Source organism: Helicovermis profundi (assembly GCF_033097505.1).
Lineage (GTDB): Bacteria > Bacillota > Clostridia > Peptostreptococcales > Acidaminobacteraceae > Helicovermis > Helicovermis profundi.
Genome location: NZ_AP028654.1, coordinates 1,752,988 through 1,777,630 on the forward strand (window position 1 = coordinate 1,752,988; position 24,643 = coordinate 1,777,630).

General features: G+C 29.1%; 21 protein-coding genes. 2 read left to right on the forward strand and 19 right to left on the reverse strand.

Translation table 11 applies throughout. The features are described 5' to 3' along the window. Window positions 1–417: 417 nt before the first annotated feature. The 4 genes from AACH12_RS07730 to AACH12_RS07745 form a co-directional block, all read right to left on the reverse strand. Window positions 418–1,449, reverse strand: a complete 1,032-nt coding sequence (locus tag AACH12_RS07730; protein WP_338534859.1) for a hypothetical protein — start codon at window positions 1,447–1,449, stop codon at window positions 418–420. 217 nt (window positions 1,450–1,666) lie between these two features. Beyond that, window positions 1,667–2,233: an alpha/beta hydrolase family protein gene (locus tag AACH12_RS07735; protein WP_338534860.1), complete on the reverse strand. Its 567-nt coding sequence runs from the start codon at window positions 2,231–2,233 to the stop codon at window positions 1,667–1,669. A 268-nt stretch (window positions 2,234–2,501) separates the two neighbouring features. Then, window positions 2,502–3,173: an RES family NAD+ phosphorylase gene (locus AACH12_RS07740; RefSeq protein WP_338534852.1), complete on the reverse strand. Its 672-nt coding sequence runs from the start codon at window positions 3,171–3,173 to the stop codon at window positions 2,502–2,504. Window positions 3,174–3,349: 176 nt separating this feature from the next. Continuing rightward, window positions 3,350–4,528 carry a protein kinase family protein gene (locus AACH12_RS07745; protein ID WP_338534861.1) on the reverse strand — a complete coding sequence of 393 codons (1,179 nt, stop codon included), beginning with the start codon at window positions 4,526–4,528 and terminating at the stop codon, window positions 3,350–3,352. 266 nt (window positions 4,529–4,794) lie between these two features. Between AACH12_RS07745 and AACH12_RS07750 the strand changes: the two genes are divergently transcribed. Together AACH12_RS07750 and AACH12_RS07755 are read left to right on the forward strand one after the other, a co-directional pair. Next, the gene (locus AACH12_RS07750) at window positions 4,795–5,001 is read left to right on the forward strand and encodes a type II toxin-antitoxin system HicA family toxin (RefSeq protein ID WP_338534857.1); all 207 of its coding nucleotides are present in this window, start codon (window positions 4,795–4,797) and stop codon (window positions 4,999–5,001) included. 35 nt (window positions 5,002–5,036) lie between these two features. Then, on the forward strand, window positions 5,037–5,444 hold the full coding sequence (locus AACH12_RS07755; protein ID WP_338534858.1) for a type II toxin-antitoxin system HicB family antitoxin: 408 nt from the start codon (window positions 5,037–5,039) through the stop codon (window positions 5,442–5,444). A gap of 829 nt (window positions 5,445–6,273) precedes the next feature. Here AACH12_RS07755 and AACH12_RS07760 read toward each other — a convergent pair. From AACH12_RS07760 to AACH12_RS07840, 15 genes are all read right to left on the reverse strand, one after another. After that, a complete protein-coding gene (locus AACH12_RS07760) occupies window positions 6,274–6,822 on the reverse strand; it encodes a hypothetical protein (RefSeq protein ID WP_338534862.1) in 549 nt (182 codons plus the stop codon). A 258-nt stretch (window positions 6,823–7,080) separates the two neighbouring features. Further along, window positions 7,081–7,830, reverse strand: a complete 750-nt coding sequence (locus AACH12_RS14290; protein WP_463670979.1) for an inorganic diphosphatase — start codon at window positions 7,828–7,830, stop codon at window positions 7,081–7,083. A 181-nt stretch (window positions 7,831–8,011) separates the two neighbouring features. After that, on the reverse strand, window positions 8,012–8,761 hold the full coding sequence (locus AACH12_RS14295) for an inorganic diphosphatase (protein WP_463670979.1): 750 nt from the start codon (window positions 8,759–8,761) through the stop codon (window positions 8,012–8,014). 177 nt (window positions 8,762–8,938) lie between these two features. Next, complete coding sequence (locus tag AACH12_RS07785) at window positions 8,939–9,460, reverse strand: hypothetical protein (protein WP_338534863.1); 522 nt, start codon at window positions 9,458–9,460, stop codon at window positions 8,939–8,941. 866 nt (window positions 9,461–10,326) lie between these two features. Beyond that, window positions 10,327–11,100, reverse strand: coding sequence for a hypothetical protein (locus AACH12_RS07790; protein WP_338534864.1), 774 nt, complete (start codon window positions 11,098–11,100; stop codon window positions 10,327–10,329). 733 nt (window positions 11,101–11,833) lie between these two features. Continuing rightward, window positions 11,834–12,388 carry a GNAT family N-acetyltransferase gene (locus tag AACH12_RS07795; protein WP_338534865.1) on the reverse strand — a complete coding sequence of 185 codons (555 nt, stop codon included), beginning with the start codon at window positions 12,386–12,388 and terminating at the stop codon, window positions 11,834–11,836. A 206-nt stretch (window positions 12,389–12,594) separates the two neighbouring features. Next, entirely contained in the window at window positions 12,595–13,161 is a 567-nt protein-coding gene (locus tag AACH12_RS07800) for an alpha/beta hydrolase family protein (RefSeq protein ID WP_338534860.1), read from the reverse strand. 1,478 nt (window positions 13,162–14,639) lie between these two features. After that, a complete protein-coding gene (locus AACH12_RS07805) occupies window positions 14,640–15,188 on the reverse strand; it encodes a hypothetical protein (RefSeq protein ID WP_338534862.1) in 549 nt (182 codons plus the stop codon). Window positions 15,189–15,732: 544 nt separating this feature from the next. Further along, complete coding sequence (locus tag AACH12_RS07810) at window positions 15,733–18,384, reverse strand: translation factor GTPase family protein (protein ID WP_338534866.1); 2,652 nt, start codon at window positions 18,382–18,384, stop codon at window positions 15,733–15,735. A 191-nt stretch (window positions 18,385–18,575) separates the two neighbouring features. After that, window positions 18,576–18,773, reverse strand: coding sequence for a hypothetical protein (locus AACH12_RS07815; RefSeq protein WP_338534867.1), 198 nt, complete (start codon window positions 18,771–18,773; stop codon window positions 18,576–18,578). Between the two features lie 30 nt (window positions 18,774–18,803). After that, entirely contained in the window at window positions 18,804–19,808 is a 1,005-nt protein-coding gene (locus AACH12_RS07820; protein WP_338534868.1) for an ABC transporter permease, read from the reverse strand. A 14-nt stretch (window positions 19,809–19,822) separates the two neighbouring features. Further along, complete coding sequence (locus AACH12_RS07825; protein WP_338534869.1) at window positions 19,823–20,938, reverse strand: ABC transporter permease; 1,116 nt, start codon at window positions 20,936–20,938, stop codon at window positions 19,823–19,825. Next, on the reverse strand, window positions 20,939–21,802 hold the full coding sequence (locus AACH12_RS07830) for an ABC transporter ATP-binding protein (protein WP_338534870.1): 864 nt from the start codon (window positions 21,800–21,802) through the stop codon (window positions 20,939–20,941). A 36-nt stretch (window positions 21,803–21,838) separates the two neighbouring features. Then, window positions 21,839–23,041, reverse strand: coding sequence for an efflux RND transporter periplasmic adaptor subunit (locus AACH12_RS07835; protein ID WP_338534871.1), 1,203 nt, complete (start codon window positions 23,039–23,041; stop codon window positions 21,839–21,841). 248 nt (window positions 23,042–23,289) lie between these two features. Then, window positions 23,290–24,525, reverse strand: coding sequence for an HD-GYP domain-containing protein (locus AACH12_RS07840; protein WP_338534872.1), 1,236 nt, complete (start codon window positions 24,523–24,525; stop codon window positions 23,290–23,292). Between the last annotated feature and the right edge of the window lie 118 nt (window positions 24,526–24,643).

A 24,643-nucleotide genomic window follows, 5' to 3' on the forward strand; every position in this document is an offset into this window, starting at 1 on the left:
TTCGTGAACATTTACTCTACTTTCTAACTGCAAAAGTGGCGCGTCGCATTTAAAACCCTCAGCTCAATCTAAAATTTTTTTCGTGAACATTTGCTCCACTTTCTTAAATACAAATCTAGCGCGTCGCACTTAAAGAGCATAATTTAGCAAAAGTTATTTCAACCAATTATAACATTTTATCAAACAATAGTAATGTTTTTTTCTCTCTATGCCATATAAATAACTATATTTTTTGTTGCATATTATAATGTAATTCTTTCAGATAACGTTCCCGCAATTTCCGTCGTATCCCTATCTTTGTTTCGATTTATTCCTTAATTTTCATATCCAAGCAAATCGCAATCTCTTTAAACACATGGGATATGAAGGAAATTGACGTGTTACATGCAGTCTTTTTCGTTGAAAAACACGGTTCTTTTATTCCGAATTTTCATTATCTTCGTACTTCTTCTTTATCTCATCATGTAAACCTTTGAACATGTTGATATCTTCATCATCAAAATAATTCATAACTTCACTTGTCATTTTATATTCAAGATGGTAATCCTTGAACATTTGAGTATTCTTACATACATAATCTAATGAAAGTTGTATCGTTGACTCAAAAGTAGCTGCTAGATTAACTTTAATTGTCGAATCCACACTTGCACTATTTATTTCAATCAAGTATCCATCTACTTTTTCTTCAATATCTGAGCAATTCTGTTTTGCAATTACTAGATGATTGTATTGTGTGTACATAGTTGTTAGCATTTCACTACTAGGATTGAAAGTACTGTTATCAGAGAATTCTTTTAAATTTTTATCATATTCGATGCAAATGAATTCTAATTTATTAATAAGTCTAGTATTTAAAACTTTAAAATCTAACAACACTGTTGTGTATTCTTGAAATATATCTTTCTCATTTTTTATATCTTTCATTTTTTTCATTTGAGTTGTAATACTAGTCAAATTATTATTCAAGTTTTCGTTAAATAGTCGAATATTCTTTTGAATATAATGAAACTTTATGATTGATAACTTTAACTCATTGAATTCTTTTTCATCTTCTCTTTTCATTCTTCCGATATTCATATCATTTGCTATTTTCCCATTCTTATAAGCCATCAAACCTAAGAAAATTGTTCCAAAAACCTGTAATATTTTTAATATGTCATTTGATTCAATTAGAATCTGACCCTTCAAAAATCCTCTAAACAATTCAAGTATATTAACGAAATTACTTGAGCCTACAAAAACTATTAAAACTAAATAAAGTATGAAATTATTTAGTTCTTCTTTGTATATTGAATAAATCACACCAATTATACTAAAAACGCCAAAAACATAACGTATTTCGGCTAGTTTAGATTTAAGCGTCATAATCAATATACAGATTATTATAATCAAAAGCGTTATCATAAATGTTCGTACATTATTGAATTGTTTTATTTTTCTTATTTTCAATGTTTATTTACCTCCAATTTTTTAATAAAGATCAGACTTAGAAAATTATTGCATGTAACGTTCCCGCAATTTCCGTCGTATCCCTATCTTTGTTTCGATTTACTCTTTAAATTCAAATCCAATTTAATCACAATCTCTTTAAACACTGGGATATGAAGGGAATTGGCGTGTTAGCTGATGGTCGTGAGCATTCACTTTTAATTATAATTAAACCAAACTACTTATTAATAAACTTGTATATATAATTACTAATATTTAAAAGTAGCTCTAGGCTATCAACATAATCGTCCTTTTCTAAATCGTGATTAGCACCTTCAATAATTTTTAAATTCACATTTTTATTATTAGAAATCATATCAATATGCTCTTGTTTAAAACCTTCATCATTAGTTCCAACTATAACCATACTATCCGTCTTATTTATACCTTCTACACATTCAGCCCACGGAGTCAAAAAAATATGTTTTTGATTATATTTTTCAAACTCTTTTCTAATTACATTTTGAATATAAGTCCCAAGACATTTTCCAATAAAGATTAGATGCTTATACTCTTTTTTATCTAAAGCTTTTCTTACAGCTTCTTTAACTTCTTTTATTAAAAGCAAATATGTATCATTATTAAATTCAACTTTTTTATCAATTCTTTGAAAACCGTATTCAATAGCTAAAACATCATATCCAGATTGAACTGATACGTTATATGAATAATATAAAAGTGGAGCAAATGTTGTATAAGTGCCACCAGGTAATAAAACCACCAAGGTATCTTTATCTTGTATCATCAATTCATTTTTTATTTTTACACCCCCAATTTGATTTTATCTCTATAAATTCCATATATATTTTACTCCTTTGATGCCTAATATAAATATAAATCCACACAAAGTTTTTGAATTATATTCTACTTTGTTAGACTGTAAGCTAACGTTCCCGCAGTTTCCGTCGTATCCTATCTTTGATTCATTATATTTTTTAAGTTCATATATATGTAAATCTCAACCCTTTTAATCACGAGGATATGAAGGGAATTGTCGTGTTAGAAGAAGTTTCTCAAATTATTTGATACTTAATACTCTTAATCTCAACGGTTTTAATACTATTACATTTAACTATTTGATCACTAAATAAAGTAAGATTACATTTTTCTGGATTTTGATCAAATAATGAACTAAAATATAACACTCCACCCAAACCTTCTGATTTTATCAATTCAGCGAAATATTGCATTGGTAAATAATCAAAAGATGATTCAACCTTAGAGAACGACCTAGAGAACATCCCACCCAATAATAAAATAAAAGACGATAGATTAAAATCCGCACTATAATCAGAAATAGCATGTTTATCTGTTAAATTTACAATCTTTATATCTTCAGTTAGTTCAAATTCAGCAATTTCTATTTTTGTTCTAGCATTTGGTCTTAATTCCGAAACTACTGTTTCAATATCCGTCGCTAAATAAAAATGATTTATTCCATAAGAATTGAATCTACCCAATGACTTTATAGTACTATTTGGCATCATCATATCTACAACTTCATATGGTTTCTGAATATCATCACGAATTCTACCACGGTAATATTTTTCGCCTTTTTTTAGTTCAAAAGTTTTATTAAAAATAACACTTTTGAGGCAATCAATGATATCTTTATCAACAAAATACCTATTTGTTGTTTTAATTGATTTGGTAAATTTTTTAAGAACTTCATATTCTCTATCCATAAATACCCACTTTTGAATATTATTACAATTTGAAAAATTTCTGCTAACGTTCCCGCAATTTCCGTCGTATCCCTATCTTTACTTCGTTTTATCTTTTAAAACTCATATACAATTTAATCTCAAACTCTTTAAACACAAGGGATATGAAGGAAATTGATGTGTTAGACGAAGGTTTTCTACGGTATCCATTTTCCAACTATAGACTGTTCAAATGCTTCTCTTATTTCTACTATAGATGAATAACGCTCAGAAATTTTATCAGATATACCTTTATTTATAAACTCATTTAAGGTGCTATTCGGTTTTAGTTTTATCTTTTTTCTACCTGTCATTATAAAGTAAATTAAACGAGTTAAAGCAAATGTTTCATGTTCAATTTTATAATCCTTAAAATTTCCGTACATTGCTAATTTAGGGTCGTTTAATGAGCCTTTGAACTCTGTAGATAAACTAGTCAAGTTACTATTTTTTCTTTTAACCAACCCAAAATCTGAAATTTTTATAACTTCAACATCGTGGTATATCTTAAGCAATATATTTGTCGTACTTATATCTCGATGGAGTAATCCTTGACTATGAATATAGTCTAATCCTTTGAATACTTGTCTTACAAATGAAATTCGTTGACTAAATTTCACTTTGTCATTATTACTTAATATGTATTTATCCATAGTAATATCTGCATATTCCATCGTATATTCTAAATCATCAACATTAAATTTGTAAACTTCTAATACATATGGTGAATTCAATTTATTCATTTCATTAAATTCTTCTTTAAATCTAATAATTTCCTTATCCTCTAAATCTACCTTGGCTTTTTTCAAAGCAAAAGTTTTATTGTAAAATTCATCTTTATACTTATATACATTTGCATATGAACCATCACCAATCATTTTAAGTTCATACGCTTTCATTACATCGTTAACTCTAACTGTATTTTTAAGTGAAAAAATAGCTTCATATTCTTTTAAAACAATTTTTTCAAATTCCTCTGGAATTGGGCTTCCACCTGAAGAATCAAGAAATAATTTACATTTTTCAATAACAACTGAATAGTATTCCGTAATTGAAAATTCATATTCAGTGTTAATCAAAGCTCTACAGACATTTTCGTATTCATCTATTATGTGAATAAAGTCTCTACTCGGATCAGCCCAATAATGTAAATTTCTCAATGCGCTATTAATATTAGCAAAATGCCAAAATAATAGACTGTGATAGACTGAAAATAATTCTTTCATAATTAAATTTTCTATAGCTTCATAGTTAGTAGAATATAAATCTTTATTAGATAATTCTATAGAATTATTCCACTCTAATAATTTTTGCTCAATATATTTTAATCGGTCCATTTATTTCTCCTTGTAAGTTGAAATCTTTCGTCTAACGTTCCCACAGTTACCGTCGTATCCATATTTTTTATTTCAATTTATACTTTAAGTTCATATATAAGTAATTAGTAATCTCTTTAAACACGAGGATATGAAGGGAACTGGTGTGTTAGAGAGCGTTTAAATCGTTTGACTCATTAATAAAACACGTGTATAATGTACGTATAGGATGAAAGTTTTTCTTTTTAGGTTTTGTTTTTATTCTAAATAATTAATTGGAGGGAATAATGAACTCTCGTTCTTATAACTCAAAAGAACTACTTAAAATACTTTTAAATGATGGATGGAAAGTTATTAGAATCAAAGGTTCTCATCACCAACTTAGACATCCTCATAAAGATGGCTTAGTTACTATTCCACATCCTAAAAAAGATTTACCTCGTAAAACTATCGAAAGTATTCTAAAACAAGCTGGTTTAAAAAAATTTAGTTAGCTTATTATAATTAATACATGAAAGTAGGTGCTACTATGTACAAAGATAGATATATTTTTCCAGCAATTTTTCATTATGCCGACGATGGCATATCTGTTGAATTTCCAGACTTAGCAGGATGTTTTTCATATGGAAGCAATGATATAGAAGCTGTTTCCAATGCCAAAGAAGCTTTAGAATTACACCTTTACGGTCTTGAAGACGATAATGAAATTATCCCTAATCCAAGCAATATTCAACACATTAAACACTCTGAGAATGAAACAATCGTGCTAATTGATGTATGGATGATATCAGTTAGAGACTATATGAAAAATAAAGCTGTTAAGAAAACTTTAACAATTCCTAAATGGTTAAACGATGTTGCTATTGAAAACAAAGTTAATTTTTCGCATTTATTACAACTCGCAATTAAAGACTATTTAGGTATTCACAAAGACTAATTTTGACCTCAATTGAGGTCTTTTTTATTTCCAGATTTTAATGCTCGCTAACGTTCCCACAGTTACCGTCGTATCCTATCTTTGCTTCATTTTATTCTTTAAAATTTATAGCAAGTAACTCGATATCTCTTTAGTCGCAAAGGATATGAAGGGAACTGGTGTGTTATAAGAAGGTGCTGCATGTTTTAACAACACATTAATTTTATCAATTGTTTAAAATATTCGCTCAAATAATTCATTTTTCGTGAGCAATTACTTCACTTTCTTAATACAAAGTTGACGCGTCGCATCTAAAACCTTCAATCTAAATTAAAATGTCTTTCGCGAACAATTGCTCTACTTTCTAAATACAAAGTTAGCGCGTCGCATTTAAAACCTTCAGCCCAAACCAAACTATATTTCGTGAGCATTTGCTCCACTTTCTTAAATGCAAAATGGCGCGTCGCATTTAAAACCTTAAACTCAAACCAAAACATCTTTCGCGAACATTTACTCTACTTTCTTAAATACAAAATGGCGCGTCGCATTTAAAACCTTCGACTCAAAACAAAATATCTTCGCGAACATTTGCTCCACTTTCTTAAATGCAAAATGGCGCGTCGCATCTGAATTATTTTTTACTTATATATCAATATAAAACAATTATATTTTTTGATGCATAATCTAATGTAGTTCTTTCTTATAACGTTCCCGCAATTTCCGTCGTATCCCTATTTTTGTTTCGATTTGTTTTTTTAGTTCATATCCACGTAAATCGCAATCTCTTTAAACACAAGGGATATGAAGGTAATTGGCGTGTTATGTGTAGGAAAAAGCGTTAAATGTAATTCTACTTTGATAATTCTGTATAGTCTTTAATTACAGCTTCTATTCCATTGAAAATTTCTTTACCTTCAAATAGACCATTATAATTCTTATACACAAAATCTAATTCATCTATATCATCTAAGCTATCAAGATATTTAACATCAAGCTTTATCAAATTACTTAACTTAATAACAACTTTTAATATTTCAAATAATTCCTTTTCATTATATTTCTTTACTAATTCTTCTGCTTCGCCTTCGATGTGTGGTGAAACAATATCTCCGTTGTATAAAAATCCTAAATGGAGCATATTAAATTTCTTATTAAAAAATAAATTATATCCTTTATAAACCTCATTTTTTTTATTAATTAGTGTAAATATACTTCCATTAACACTAACTTCTTCAACAACATCATTTGTCACAATTGTATAACCCTTTTTAATATCTTTTGAAAAGCATTTCGATAAATCTTTGACTATTAGTTTTTCACCAACGGAATCTAATTTTGTATATAATTCTGTACTCATATTTTCTAATACCTTACAACTTTTAATAAATTCTTTTTTCATTTTTTATTCCCCCTATCATTACAATAATTTATATTTAATACATTAAACTTGTAAAAAATTTTACCATTTAATTAATCACTTGAATTTTATAATAACAATATCTAGCTTTTGCTTTCACATAACGTTCCCGCAGTTTCCGTCGTATCCCTATATTTGTTTCGATTTATTCTTTAAATTCATATACAAGCAAATCGCAAACTTTTAAACACGAGGATATGATGAAAATTGGCGTGTTATGCGATGAGCAGAGCGATTTTTTTATAAATATTCTATTAATTTTTCTGGATGAAATACTTTATTTTTTGATTTAAATTCATCCGGATGTACCAGTTTAAACTTACTTTCGACAATATCTCCAGTCATAGCTTTACCATCAAGTATTTTAGGATTAATTTCTAACTCAACATTGTATATTTGAACAATTTCATGAGCCTTCATTCCATCTATTTCAAACATGTTAGTTAAAGTCTTAAACAAAGAAAAATCCACTATTTCACAACCTATTTCTTCATTAATCTCTCTCTTTAAAGCATCATCATTATTTTCAAGAAATTCTATACCTCCACCTGGTAAATGATAGTATGTTTCATCTTTACACACTTCTTCTAAAACTAAAATTTTATCCTCTGATTTTATTAACGCTTTAACTGTATTTCTAATTGATTTCTTTATATAATCGAAAGTTATTATATCTGATTCAAAAAAACGTTCTTGAAACTCAGTTAGTGCTTGTATCTGCTCTTTACTATAGCTATTCAATTCCTTTGCTAGTACTAGTTTATCTTCATTATCATTTTTACGATTAATTATTCCAATTACTTTTCCCTCATACTCAGATAGTGGTTCGAATTCACCTAAAATATATGCATCAATTTCTTCACCATCTCCTGCAATCGTTCCTTCAATATATCCGTAATTTATTGGATAAAACAAATCATATTTTGGATGCTTTGAACCCAATGGTCTATCAATTTTTATCTTTACAGTTTGTCCTAAATATTTATTCATAATATTCCCTTTCTCAACATTTACTTCGCTCTGCTTTTTGCATAACGTTCCCGCAGTTTCCGTCGTATCCCTATATTTGTTTCGATTTATTCTTTAAATTCATATACAAGCAAATCGCAAACTTTTAAACACGAGGATATGATGAAAATTGGCGTGTTATGCGATGAGCAGAGCGATTTTTTTATAAGTATTCTATTAATTTTTCTGGATGAAATACTTTATTTTTTGATTTAAATTCATCCGGATGTACCAGTTTAAACTTACTTTCGACAATATCTCCAGTCATAGCTTTACCATCAAGTATTTTAGGATTAATTTCTAACTCAACATTGTATATTTGAACAATTTCATGAGCCTTCATTCCATCTATTTCAAACATGTTAGTTAAAGTCTTAAACAAAGAAAAATCCACTATTTCACAACCTATTTCTTCATTAATCTCTCTCTTTAAAGCATCATCATTATTTTCAAGAAATTCTATACCTCCACCTGGTAAATGATAGTATGTTTCATCTTTACACACTTCTTCTAAAACTAAAATTTTATCCTCTGATTTTATTAACGCTTTAACTGTATTTCTAATTGATTTCTTTATATAATCGAAAGTTATTATATCTGATTCAAAAAAACGTTCTTGAAACTCAGTTAGTGCTTGTATCTGCTCTTTACTATAGCTATTCAATTCCTTTGCTAGTACTAGTTTATCTTCATTATCATTTTTACGATTAATTATTCCAATTACTTTTCCCTCATACTCAGATAGTGGTTCGAATTCACCTAAAATATATGCATCAATTTCTTCACCATCTCCTGCAATCGTTCCTTCAATATATCCGTAATTTATTGGATAAAACAAATCATATTTTGGATGCTTTGAACCCAATGGTCTATCAATTTTTATCTTTACAGTTTGTCCTAAATATTTATTCATAATATTCCCTTTCTCAACATTTACTTCGCTCTGCTTTTTGCATAACGTTCCCGCAGTTACCGTCGTGTCCCCTCTTTGCTTCTATTTATTTTTTACCACCAATATCTATGTAACTCTATGTACCTTTAATCACAAGGGATATGATGGGAACTGACGTGTTATCTGCTGAGCCACAAACTAATTAATCTTACTTTTTACCACATTGATTTTTTCTCTATTTCTTATCAGTAATGTTCCAATAATTAAAGTTAATGCTCGTCCACTTAATTGTATAAAGGATATTATCCTGAAATTATTGTAAAACTGATTTCCATCATATAATTTACTCATAGTAGAGATTGAAGTAAAAGTTCGTAATATGTTAGAAGCACTAAACAAAATTACAGAAATTCCTAATATGAATAAAACAATACTTTGAATTTTTTGATAATTAATATCACTAATAATTTCTGCATCACCATTATTCTCATTTTTTAATATAATTTTTACAACTGATTCTGAGAAATACCAAAATATTAACCCAGCTATCAATAATAATAAATATTCTGAAAAAATAAGACTATTCTCTAAAATATCTTCTATCTTAATTCCATTTAAAAAACTTAAAGAAATAAAACTAACACCTTCACCCATTACTACATATATTAGATAAACACCTAATGATTTTAATGACAAATTTGCAATTCTTATAATATTCATATTTTTTTATAATTCTCCTTCTTATTTTATACTCTACATCTTTAATTGTTTTCTAATTTACAAAGTGTATTATTTCATGTTTGTGGCTTTTCAGATAACGTTCCCGCAGTTTCCGTCGTGTCCCCTCTTTACTTCGTTTTATCTTTTAAAGTTCCTATCCTAATAACTCAACCTCTCTTTAATCACAAGGGATATGAAGGGAACTGGCGTGTTATGTGCCGGTACTGCATGTTTTAACAACAATTTATTTTTTCAATTCTTTATAAACATTCGCTCTAATAAGATATTTTTCGCGAGCAATTACTTCTCTTTCTAAACACAAAGTTAACGCGTCGCATCTAAAACATTCAATCTAAACTAAAATGTCTTTCGCGAACAATTGCTCTACTTTCTAAATACAAAGTTAGCGCGTCGCATTTAAAACCTTCAACCAAAACTAAATTATCTTTCGCGAACAATTGCTCCGCTTTCTAAATACAAAGTTAACGCGTCGCACTTAAACCTTCAACTAAAACCTAAACAACTTTCGCGAACAATTACTCTACTTTATTAATTACAAAGTGGCGCGTCGCATTAAAACCTTCAGCTAAAACCAGAATATCTTTCGCGAACAATTGCTACACTTCCTTAATTACAAAATGACGCGTCGCATCTGAATTATTCTTCACTTCTATATCAATATAAAATAATTATATTTTTTGATGCATAATCTAATGCAGTTCTGTCACATAACGTTCCCGCAATTTCCGTCGTATCCCTATCTTTGCTTCGTTTTATTCTTTAAGTTCATATATATGTAAAGCGTAATCACTTTAAACACAAGGGATATGAAGGAAATTGTCGTGTTATGTGCAGTTAATTACGAATTACTGAATTGATTCTAAATAATTCAAATGCTCCAATAAATAAATCCCAGCACCGCTGAATTTTATACTTTCATCAGTATTTACGCTAGCATCACCTGGACTATCATCATCAATATCGATTTCAGCTTCTATACTACGAATTACAATTTGATACGCAATACATTTTTCTGCTGTTAGCTCTAAACTATTATCCACATTAATTTCTTTCTCTTTGCAATAATTCTTAAAACCTCTATACAAATCAAACCAAACTATTTTACTATTACGTCTTCTAATATCCCTATAATAGTAAAAATAATTCTTAATAATTATTAAGTTATCAATGTCAAAATCATTAAATGATTGTAGTGCATTTATACATATCAAATCCTTATAATCAAACTCTTCGTCAGAGTTTATTCTCCTATTAAATATCAAACCAATTAAAAACGATGATTTAGTTGAATTGGAATTTATTGCTTTATTCACACTATCAGTCACATATTCTGCTCTTTTCTCATCTTTTATGTAATCATATAACCTATTAAGTTGTTTCTCAGTTGGCTCATTACATGCATTAAATCCCTTCAAAAAATGTGCTAATCTCTTTTTTACTATATAATTACGACCATTATTTAGTAATTTAACAATTTTAAAGGCATCACTAAATCCTTCTAATAAATCTTCATCTATCAAGCTATCTTTGCTTTCCATAAATGATGCTATTCTATCATTCATTGCATCAAAAATATTTTTAGATTTTATAACTTCAAAGTTTGTACCTTTATCGTCCATTTATATTTTCTCCTATCATATCAAGTAATTAATTTCACATAACGTTCCCGCAGTTACCGTCGTATCCAATCTTTGCTTCGTTTTATTTTTTAAAGTTCCTATCCTAGTAACTCAACATCTCTTTAATCACAAAGGATATGAAGGGAACTGGCGTGTTATCGGTAGGTACTGCATGTTTTGACAACACATTAATTTTTTCAATCATTTAAAACATTCGCTCTAACAAGATATTTTTCGCGAGCAATTATTTCACTTTCTTGATACAAAGTTAGCGCGTCGCATTTAAAACCTTAAGCCCAAATCAAAATATCTTTCGTGAGCATTTGATCCACTTTCTTAAATGCAAAATAGCGCGTCGCATTTAAAACTTTAAACTCAAATCAAAACATCTTTCGCGAACAATTACTCTACTTTCTTAATTACTAAGTGGCGCGTCGCATTTAAAACCTTCAACTAAAACCAGAATATCTTTCGCGAACATTTGCTCCACTTTCTTAAATGCAAAATGGCGCGTCGCATCTGAATTATTCTTTACTTCTATATCAATATAAAACAACTATATTTTTTGATGCATAATATAATGTAGTTCTTTCCGATAACGTTCCCGCAGTTTCCGTCGTATCCTACATTTACTTCATTTTATCTTTTAAATTCATATCTAAGCAAATCACAATCTTCTCAACCTCAAGGATATGAAGGATACTGACGTGTTATGCGCTGGCATTTCACGACTTCAACTTAATTTCCTTTTTATTTTATACTCGAATTGAAGCTGATTTGGACAATATTTGTTATTTTCATCAATCACTTTTTTTGATGTCAACTCAAATCCAAGTTTTTTATGTAAATTTATAGACTCAATATTAAATTTGCTTACATGAGCAATTATAATCTCACATTTTTCACCTTCAAGATGTCTAATCAATCCTTTAATTAAAGTTGTACTGTAACCACAATTTCTATAATCAACTGCTGTTTCTAAAGCTTCTTCAAACCATATTAATTCACTCATCTTTATTGCTCTTACTCCACTTACATATTTATTATCTTTATCTATAACTGCAATAAACTGTGAGTCATTTGGAGATGACATAAACGATTCAATGAAATTATAATAATCAGATTTAAATTTTTCATGCGCTTTCTTTTTCTCATATTCATTTTCTTTATCAATTTTACTTAAATAGGAATCTTCAAATATTTCATATGTAGATTCTTTATAAGTAAATTCCATTAGTTGTTCAACTAATTCTTGATTAAAATCTTTGTAATTTAATACTTTAAACATAAACTCACCTTCTTTTATTCATAATACAGTGACATGCTTGCGCTTAACGTTCCCGCAATTTCCGTCGTATCCCTATCTTTGTTTCGATTTACTCTTTAAATTCAAATCCAATTTAATCACAATCTCTTTAAACACTGGGATATGAAGGGAATTGGCGTGTTAGCTGATGGTCGTGAGCATTCACTTTTAATTATAATTAAACCAAACTACTTATTAATAAACTTGTATATATAATTACTAATATTTAAAAGTAGCTCTAGGCTATCAACATAATCGTCCTTTTCTAAATCGTGATTAGCACCTTCAATAATTTTTAAATTCACATTTTTATTATTAGAAATCATATCAATATGCTCTTGTTTAAAACCTTCATCATTAGTTCCAACTATAACCATACTATCCGTCTTATTTATACCTTCTACACATTCAGCCCACGGAGTCAAAAAAATATGTTTTTGATTATATTTTTCAAACTCTTTTCTAATTACATTTTGAATATAAGTCCCAAGACATTTTCCAATAAAGATTAGATGCTTATACTCTTTTTTATCTAAAGCTTTTCTTACAGCTTCTTTAACTTCTTTTATTAAAAGCAAATATGTATCATTATTAAATTCAACTTTTTTATCAATTCTTTGAAAACCGTATTCAATAGCTAAAACATCATATCCAGATTGAACTGATACGTTATATGAATAATATAAAAGTGGAGCAAATGTTGTATAAGTGCCACCAGGTAATAAAACCACCAAGGTATCTTTATCTTGTATCATCAATTCATTTTTTATTTTTACACCCCCAATTTGATTTTATCTCTATAAATTCCATATATATTTTACTCCTTTGATGCCTAATATAAATATAAATCCACACAAAGTTTTTGAATTATATTCTACTTTGTTAGACTGTAAGCTAACGTTCCCACAGTTACCGTCGTATCCTATCTTTGCTTCATTTTATTCTTTAAAATTTATAGCAAGTAACTCGATATCTCTTTAGTCGCAAAGGATATGAAGGGAACTGGTGTGTTATAAGAAGGTGCTGCATGTTTTAACAACACATTAATTTTATCAATTGTTTAAAATATTCGCTCAAATAATTCATTTTTCGTGAGCAATTACTTCACTTTCTTAATACAAAGTTGACGCGTCGCATCTAAAACCTTCAATCTAAATTAAAATGTCTTTCGCGAACAATTGCTCTACTTTCTAAATACAAAGTTAGCGCGTCGCATTTAAAACCTTCAGCCCAAACCAAACTATATTTCGTGAGCATTTGCTCCACTTTCTTAAATGCAAAATGGCGCGTCGCATTTAAAACCTTAAACTCAAACCAAAACATCTTTCGCGAACATTTACTCTACTTTCTTAAATACAAAATGGCGCGTCGCATTTAAAACCTTCGACTCAAAACAAAATATCTTCGCGAACATTTGCTCCACTTTCTTAAATGCAAAATGGCGCGTCGCATCTGAATTATTTTTTACTTATATATCAATATAAAACAATTATATTTTTTGATGCATAATCTAATGTAGTTCTTTCTTATAACGTTCCCGCAGTTACCGTCGTATCCAATCTTTGCTTCGTTTTATTTTTTAAAGTTCCTATCCTAGTAACTCAACATCTCTTTAATCACAAAGGATATGAAGGGAACTGGCGTGTTATCGGTAGGTACTGCATGTTTTGACAACACATTAATTTTTTCAATCATTTAAAACATTCGCTCTAACAAGATATTTTTCGCGAGCAATTATTTCACTTTCTTGATACAAAGTTAGCGCGTCGCATTTAAAACCTTAAGCCCAAATCAAAATATCTTTCGTGAGCATTTGATCCACTTTCTTAAATGCAAAATAGCGCGTCGCATTTAAAACTTTAAACTCAAATCAAAACATCTTTCGCGAACAATTACTCTACTTTCTTAATTACTAAGTGGCGCGTCGCATTTAAAACCTTCAACTAAAACCAGAATATCTTTCGCGAACATTTGCTCCACTTTCTTAAATGCAAAATGGCGCGTCGCATCTGAATTATTCTTTACTTCTATATCAATATAAAACAACTATATTTTTTGATGCATAATATAATGTAGTTCTTTCCGATAACGTTCCCGCAATTTCCGTCGTATCCCTATTTTTGTTTCGATTTGTTTTTTTAGTTCATATCCACGTAAATCGCAATCTCTTTAAACACAAGGGATATGAAGGTAATTGGCGTGTTATGTGTAGGAAAAAGCGTTAAATGTAATTCTACTTTGATAATTCTGTATAGTCTTTAATTACAGCTTCTATTCCATTGAAAATTTCTTTACCTTCAAATAGACCATTATAATTCTTATACACAAAATCTAATTCATCTATATCATCTAAGCTATCAAGATATTTAACATCAAGCTTTATCAAATTACTTAACTTAATAACAACTTTTAATATTTCAAATAATTCCTTTTCATTATATTTCTTTACTAATTCTTCTGCTTCGCCTTCGATGTGTGGTGAAACAATATCTCCGTTGTATAAAAATCCTAAATGGAGCATATTAAATTTCTTATTAAAAAATAAATTATATCCTTTATAAACCTCATTTTTTTTATTAATTAGTGTAAATATACTTCCATTAACACTAACTTCTTCAACAACATCATTTGTCACAATTGTATAACCCTTTTTAATATCTTTTGAAAAGCATTTCGATAAATCTTTGACTATTAGTTTTTCACCAACGGAATCTAATTTTGTATATAATTCTGTACTCATATTTTCTAATACCTTACAACTTTTAATAAATTCTTTTTTCATTTTTTATTCCCCCTATCATTACAATAATTTATATTTAATACATTAAACTTGTAAAAAATTTTACCATTTAATTAATCACTTGAATTTTATAATAACAATATCTAGCTTTTGCTTTCACATAACTCCCTACTTCCCGAACTCCCACCAAGAACACTGTCCAAATAGCGTGCTTCCCGTATGTTGGGAATACTACTCAAAGAGGACAAGCTATATAAATATATTAAACTTTTATTCTACAACCAAATCAATTACACCTTGTATTCTTACACAGTTAAAACTTCAACAAGTACTTACCTTTATTAATTGTAATACGACTATTTAATTGTACCACATTTATTGTAATAATTTGACGTATGTTGAAAATTATTTTGTTTTTATTATACTAAATGTATTTTAATTCAACATTTAGTTCAAACACCTTTGTTTTTGATCTTTACAATAATAAATATAGATTATTTTAAAAATGCCATTACAACTAAAAAGTTTAGTTATAATGGCATTTTTTGAAAATATAAGTGATCTTTATGACTATATAATATCTTCATTATTCTTTACTTGTATTAACAGATAACTTTAGCTTAGCTTTTTCAATTTCAGAAATAGATTCTTCTAGTGGCACACCTTTTTTTAGCTTATTATCTAAATAATCATCATGCAGTCTTTTTTCTACTTCTAGTACATCTTCTCTAAGTTCTCTTGCAGATAAAATATTAGCACCCAATCCTCTAATAATTTTTTGTACTAGACCATCTGATGATGCTACCGTTATGCGGTATTTACTCTGATTATCATGTGCAAATTTTTCAATATAGTGGTCTGCGCTTTGATTTTCTCCAGTAAAAACAACACTTATATTGTGAAATTTTTCAGTAGATTCTGTGCGATCTTTATTTTTGTAAGCATCAAACACAAGAATTAAATGTCCATTTCTAACACCTTGATAGTTATTAAGTATGTCTATTAATTTAATTCTAGCAGATTCCAAATTATCTTTAGCTATGTTTTTTAGCTCATCCCAATCAAATATAATATTATAGCCATCAACTAATAGATACTCATCTCCAGTTGGTCTTCTTTTAACTACCCTACTTGTAGATACAGTTTCATAGTAACTTTCTTTAGCAGTTTTTTGTTTTTTCCAGTTATTTTTTTTCCCCTTATTTGAATAATAGGTGCTATTTATAATGGCATCAATCTCTTCTAAGCTTATTGATGTTGATTTAGAATTCTTATTAACATTAGCTTTACCACTAGTATTTTGGGGTTTTTCTGCTTTAAGATAATTTTCAACATGCATATGCTTCTTTACTTCATTCCAAGGAACAATGTATCCTGATCCATTAGCGCAAAAAACAGAAGACGTTGGATTTTCAATATCTCGTTCAGAGTCATAATTTGCATCTTCAATTACTTTTTGGAAATTATAACACACATCATAACCATATATCGAAATAAATAGTTTTCCATACCCCTTAGTAAATGTGTTTAATTCTTGCTGATAATTTCGCATTGTAGAAACTGGTGCAATACCAGTTAACACTGTTTTTTCAGTGTCTGCATGCTCAATTTTAGATTGTCCATGCATTTTATCAATGTCTGTCATAGCCCTACCAACAAATTTTTCTGGTAATTCCAATCTAAATTTATAATAAGGTTCAAGTAAAACCGTTTCAGCTTCTTTTAAGCCTTGACGAAGCGCTCTATAAGTTGCTTCTCTAAAGTCACCACCTGATGTATGTTTATTATGACTTTTTCCTGAAACTAGGGTAATTTCTATATCTGTAATATATGACCCAGTCAAAACCCCAACATGTTCCTTCTCTTTAAGATGGCTTAATATAAGCCTTTGCCAATTTTTTTCTAGTATATCTTCTTTACATATGCTATCAACTATAATGCCGCTCCCTCTTTCACCAGGCTTCAAGAGTAAATGTACTTCAGCATAATGTCTTAAAGGTTCAAAATGTCCAACGCCTTCACAAACCGTAGAAATTGTTTCCTTATATACAATTTTTCCTTTATCAAATGTCACTAAAATACCATATCTCTCTAAAATTACTGACTGTAATACTTCTATTTGAACATCACCCATAACATGAATATATATCGATTGTAAATCTTTATTCCAACGAACTCTAAGTGTTGGTTCTTCCTCTTCCAGTTCTTTAAGATTTGGAAGCATCTGAAGTTCATCTATAGCTTCTGGCAAAATTAGCTGATACGATAAAATTGGTTCAAGTAGCGGTGAAATCGGATCCCGTTCCTTTCCTATAGCTTCACCAGGTTTAGTATTATTAAGTCCAGTTAAGGCGCACACAGTTCCAGCTTCAACTTCAGATAATGTATTATATTTTTCTCCAGAATAAATTCTAATTTGATTTATTTTTTCTACTATACCTTCTGTATTAATAGTATCTTTTACTTTTAATGACCCACCAGTTATCTTTATATGAGTTAATCTTTCCCCACGTGAATCTCTTGTAATTTTATATATTTTACCTCCTAATTCATTTGAATAACAAGGTATTTTTGAATATAACTTCAAATCTTCTATTAATTTTTCTACTCCAATTTGACGAAGAGCGGAACCAAAATATACAGGAAAAGCATTTCTATGTGCTAGTAATATTCTAATCTTTTCAAGTTCTATATTACCTGTATTTAAGTAGCTTTCCATAACTTCCTCATCACACATGGCTATCTGCTCATACCAGTCATCTTCTTTTTCATCAAAAGGAATGCAATTATCACTTAATTCTTTCTTTATATCAATCATAAGCTTTTGTCTATTAGTTCCACTTTGATCCATTTTATTAATAAAAATAAATGTAGGAATTTTATGGATTTCAAGTAAATTCCAAAGTGTTTTCGTATGACTTTGTATGCCATCAGCTCCACTTACAACCAAAATTGCATAATCTAAAACTTGGAGTGTTCTTTCCATCTCAGCTGAAAAATCAACATGTCCTGGAGTATCAAGTAAAGTCAATTCAAGATCATCAAAGTTCATTACTGCTTGTTTTGAAAATATAGTAATACCTCGACTTTTTTCAAGAGTAAAGGTGTCTAAATATGCATTTTTATTGTCTACGCGTCCTGGTCGACGAATTTTACCACTTAAGTAAAGTAAGCTCTCTGATAATGTGGTTTTTCCTGCATCTACATGTGCAAGTATACCTATTACAAGTTTTTTCATAAATTTATATCCTCATATTTCTTTTTTACTCTATTTTAACATATTTAGTATATCTTACGTAAACTTTATATATACCTGTGATTGCGTTATTTTACTATTGAAAATTAAATATTAAACTATTTTTGCCAAAAAAAAATAATACAAAATACAAGGCTTTTGCCTTGCATTTTGAAAAACAACTTCCACTTTACTTATTTTGTAAATAACCAAACGCCTAATACAAGAAAAATCAGAGCCCAAATGTAAAAGAATATTTCTGTTCCTTTATCACCTAGTATTTTTTTAAATAACTCAATTTTTTTCATGTTCCAAATTTTCTCTGGTTTTGTAACAGCAATAATAACTACTAAAGCTGCATATACTATTGCTAAAGTTGCCCATATTTTCATAATCATTACCTCCTATTTGTTTTCTTTAATCTACTTCAAGCCTTTTCTTATTTTTGGCGCTAATACCAAAAATACTAGGGCACTTATTCCAAGTACAATTCCAGAATAATAGATTATATCAAGCCATGATCCTTTATTTGAAAGAATAAGATCATTAGCTTTGTATGTCCAGTAAAATGGTATCCAGTAAAATAAAATCTGCCACTTGTCAGCCAAAAGTTCTTCACCTATAATGGCTCCAAATAAGGGTAAAAAAAGTAATTTTATATTACCTGCTGCATTAATAACATCATCATTATTTATACCCTCAATAAATCCTACAAGTATGCTTATAATACATGAAGTTGTCACCATAATAAGCACATGGAAAAAGTTGATATCTCTAAATCCTGTTATAAATAAAATTAGAATCGAACTCACTATTGGAACAAAAATTCCAATTACGCTTTTTCCAGCAATATATTCTATTCTTGATACTGGTGATAAATGAATTGCACTTATTGTATTGTCTGTTTTTTCTTCTATGATGTTTAAAGCGATAATCATACCTCCAAGAATTGAGGTAAAAATCATTGATACATTGACCATAATTTTCTTCAAAGGTGGTATTTTTCTACTATAATCCACTATTTCAGCAATTGAATCCTCCGTTTCAATATTATAGTAGTCAAAAGTAATTAAGTTCCTTACGTAGTCTACAATATATTCCGGCTCATTTCCTTGTGTCAAAATATAATATCCATTAGTTTTATCTAAAAGTACAGCTATTATATTGTCTCTTTTTCTAAGGCGCTTTTCAATATCATCATAAGTATTAAACACTTCAACCTTTGCAAACTGATTGAAGTATTCAATCTGCTGTGTGTTTTCTCCTTTAAGAAGTGCAACTTCAACTGAAGTATCGTTAATTCCTGGCGAAAAGACATTAATCATAATGGCAAAAATGATAGGTATAACAAGTATATACAAGCTTATAAAATTTCTTATACTTGTTTTTAGGTCTCTCTTAAATATTAGGTATATTCGTCTTATCATTTTATAACACTCCTTTACCTGGACAGTGTCTTTTTAAATCTATAATTTGCCAAAATAAAAACATCAATCCCAAGCACAGCAAAACCTAAGGAGGCAAGAAGCGCATATGTCATGTTTCCATTTACCGATATTATTTCTTTAAAGCTCTGAAGCATAACATAGGTAGGAATAATCTTTATCCAACTTGGATCCCAGCTAGGCGTAAAATATGAAATATTTGGCATAATCATAAGCATTATAAGAATATACATTACTCCAAACGCCTCTACTATATCGTTGTAATAACTTGCAAGAAATAAGCCAATCGATGCTACAAAAAATCCTGAAGAAATTAGAAATATCAAAAGTACTAAATAATTTGGTTGAAGTCCCATTATTGGCAGGGTTATAATTAGAGATGTTACAATACTTGTTAGTATTATAACTCCGATTTTACTAATCAAATAGCTCCAAACTGAAGATGCAGTTATTGCGTACGCAACTATTATTCCTTCGTTCTTGTCTAGAAAGATATAAGCTGCAATAATAAATATACTCATCAAACTCCCATTGAAAGTTAAAAATACAGGTACCAAATTCTCTTTATCACTTAATGTCTCCTTATCCTTATAAAGGCGTCTTACTTCAATGTTATCAGAATAATTTTTAACAACATCATTTCCTGCTAATCTGTTGTTATATACCAAAAGAAGGTTTTTAAGCTTCTTTGTTTCATATCCCTGTAAATAGTAGGTGTGAATAATTTGATTGTCATCATTTATATGAATGTGAACTGCAGGTACTCTTTCAGTGTTAGAAAATACATCCAACTTGTCTAAGCTATCAACCAAGTAAATTTTCGACTCTTCTGTTTCATAAAGCACTGCATCAATAATATCTTTATCCACTTTCACTTCCACTTGCTTAGCTATATTATCTAGATCATCTTCAAGTAAATTCTTTGTGTATCTGTCTTTAATAACCTGAGGTAGATCAAGATAAATATACTCCTTACTTTTTTTATCAAAATTTTTTGGAACCACAAATAAAAGGATAAGCAAAAGTACTAGGGCCATTCCAATTTCAATATAAAAATACCAACTTTTTGAAGATAAAATCAGCTCTTTTTTAAAACTATACCAGAGTTTCATTTATACCAGACCCCTTCCGGTTACTTTAATAAATATTTCCTCAAGACTTGCCTCCTTGGTATGCATTGTAAGTATTTCATACTTATTAATAACATCAATTAATTTATCTTTTTGATCTTTAAAAACAGTGGAAAAGCTATCCTTTATTAATTCTCCGTCTTTAAAGTATTCTACTTCCACCAACTTTTCGCCGTATTTAAGTTTTAATGCTTTTGGTGAATCTATAAGTCTAATTTTTCCATCTACTATAAAGGCAACCCTATCACATAGTTCATCGGCAATATACATGTTATGAGTTGTCAGAAAGATTGTGACACCCTTTTCGTTTTCTTTCTTAATTATATCCTTTATTTGAGATGATATTGCAGGGTCCAGCCCTGTAGTTGGTTCATCAAGAAACCACATCTGAGGGTTATTAATCATAGATCTTGCAAATGTCAGCCTATGCTTCATACCTTTTGAATATTTTCCAGCTTTAATATTTTCTTTTCCTTCAAGACCCACTAATTTTATCATGTCATTAGGGTCTCTCGTTTCCACATCAAACAATTTTCTGTAGAAGTCAAGATTTTCAAAAGCAGACATCTTGCTATAAAGATTTGATTGTTCAAAAGACATTCCAATTTTATTAAACATTTCATTTTTTATATGTTTAATATTATAACCTGCAACTTCAACCTCACCCTGCTGGAGCTGTAGAATACCTACTAAAATATTCTGAGTAGTTGATTTTCCAGCACCTGAAGGACCTAAAAATCCAAATATTTCACCCTTTTTAATTTCAAAATTCAAATCTTTAATTGCGTATTTATTGTCATTACTATATGAATGGTACAAGTGTTTGACTTTTATCATCCTATTCATCCCCTCATCCATAAGTTTTTTCTTTTCAAATTTTACTTAGTTTTCTTGATAATTTAGTATTACTAAATCTCCTACCTTTAATCCACTTTTTACCTCTATATTTCCGTCCCATTTTTCGCCACTTATTATTTCTTTTTCAACAAGTTTTCCATCTTCAAGAACCTTAACAAACGTTTTTGAACTTTTTTGAAAAGTAGCACCTATTGGAATTATAAGTACTTCTCTTGGCGCATTAACTATCACTTTTGTTTCTAACTCAATTCCAAAGGGAAGCGTTTCAGCAGATTTTGGAAGATCAATTTCTACAGTCTGACGATTTTCTTTAACACCGAGCTCAGATAAAGTCATAAAAGCTTTGGGATATATTCGATTAACTTTTAGATTTTCTTTATTAATATTAAAATCAGTGTCTGATATTTCTGCTGCAAAATTTTCTCTTATATTAATCGCTTTTTCCGCTAAAAAATCAACTAATATAACTTTTTCTGTTGGATCTTGAATTTCGATAATCTTGGTACTTGGAGACGGTATATCACCTTCAAAGGTATTTAATTCTGTCACAATACCATCAATATTCGCATAAATTTCATAATTTGATCTTTTTTTCTCTAATAATTTTAAAGATATTAGTTGTGCTTCAATTTCCGCTTCATATTTTTTCTTAATATTTTTTGAAATACCTTTTGTAAGTTGATTATACGTATTCTCAGCTGTTTTAAGACTGCTTTGAAGTTGCTTCATATTATTAACAGCATCTTCTAGTTCCTTATGAGATACGACTCCATTAGTAAAAAGTTCTTCTGTTTTATCCTTGTTTTTTGTTGCAGTTTGCAAAAGATTTTTAATTCTAGATATTTCTATTATAGAATTATTAATACTTTCTTTGTCTGTACCTGATAAAGCATTTCTATAGGTAGCTTCAAGTGCCTCAATCTGCTTTTGAATCTTTTGAATTTCTAAATCTATATTATCTTCATATTTAACAAGTAGTTGCCCTTTTTTTACATGTTCTCCAAGTTCAAGAGGTATTTTTTCTACCTTGTTTAGGCCATTTCCATAATATCTTCTAATATTTTTTGAACTAATCCTACCCACGTCCTGAACATATTTTTTCATTTCTCCTTTTTTAACTTCTACTGTATTATATTTTTCTCCAATATTAGCAGTTGTCAAAAAATAAAATATACCAGCTCCTATTGCTGTAAACACAATAAAAGCAATAATTAATTTTTTCTTCATAGGGACCTCCAATTTCGTCTATTTGCCGTTTCTATATGTTATTAATCAAATTAATACGCAGAGTTCATTGTATAAACAATAATTCTATACACTATTATTTATACCCCTTATAGTCATTTACAAACGCAACAGACCATACTTTGAATATAATACTATTCAAAGTATGGTCTATTATTGTTATTCATATATTTACATCAAAGTATATTTTTTTCAATATAATTAATTATTGTTTTTTATCTTTTATTCAATTAATTTTCATAGTCAATCTTACTTTTTCTATCAATTTCTTCGATTTCCTTGTATATAATTTCTCCATTTTCTTTTAGAACATCATATACATCTTCACCTACAATAGATTTAAATTTTTTATCTATTACTGACATAATTTCTTTATAATTCAATGCTCTGCGGTAAGGTCTATCTTCAGAAAGAGCTGAAAAAATATCTGCATAGATCACTATTTCTACTTCAACGTCTAATTCTTTAGGTTCAGGTTTACGTGGATAACCAGAATAATTTAATCGTTCATGATGAAAAGCTGCCCATTTTACGATATCACCTAGCCATGTAATTCGACTAAGCATATCATAGGTATAATAAGGATGTGTTTTTATCACATTGTATTCATTATGAGTTAAAGGACCATTTTTATCTAAAATTTCTGATGGTATTGCAATTTTTCCAAAATCATGGAGATACCCTGCAATTTTAATGCCCCAACAAGTTTCATCATCAAGCTCCATTAAGCAAGCAAGACGATATGCTACATGAGACACCTGTATTGAATGAGATGCAGTGAATTTTGATTTATAATCAATAACTCTACTTAATGTAGCTACTAGACCATCTAAAGTATCATAATCTTTTTTTAAGCCAAATCCATCTGTATCCAATTTTTTTACTAATTCATTTATAGTCAGATTATCAATTTCAAACCAAAAGAACTCTTTTTTAGCTATTTTTGAAAAAACTTCAACAAGTTTCGGGTCAAAAACACTTCCGCTTAATGGTTCAATGTTTTTTAAAATATATTCTCTTTGATTAAGTGCTAGCGTATTATTATGAGTTAAAATTTCTATGCGGTCTGCAAGGTGGATTATGAATGCTTCGTAAGGTATAGTTTCATTTGAATTTTCTTTTTCATTTTCATAATTTACATGGTGATTCAAAACAATTTGCCTAATTCTATCAAAAGGTTTAAATGATTTTAACATCCTTGCTCCCATCTCAGCATGTTTCTCAGGATTTATCACATCTAAAACCATTAATTCTTGACTATCTTTAACAGTTAATGCCCCTATATCATGTAAAGAAGCAGCAAGTACTAGTGATGTTAACTGATTTTTTTTAAGTCCGTACGCTTCACCGATATAATACGCTATAACTGAAACACGTCTATGATGATTTTTTAGTATAGGATTAATTCGATCGATTGCATTTATAAAGACAACTACAATATCTAAAAGATTTACATCAAATTTCACATTATCATCCCCTTAATAAACTTTTATAATACTTTATATAATTATACTATTTTATAAATATTCAAACAATAATATGCGATAAATAAAAATCTATAAATAAAGCTCAAATAATTATTAA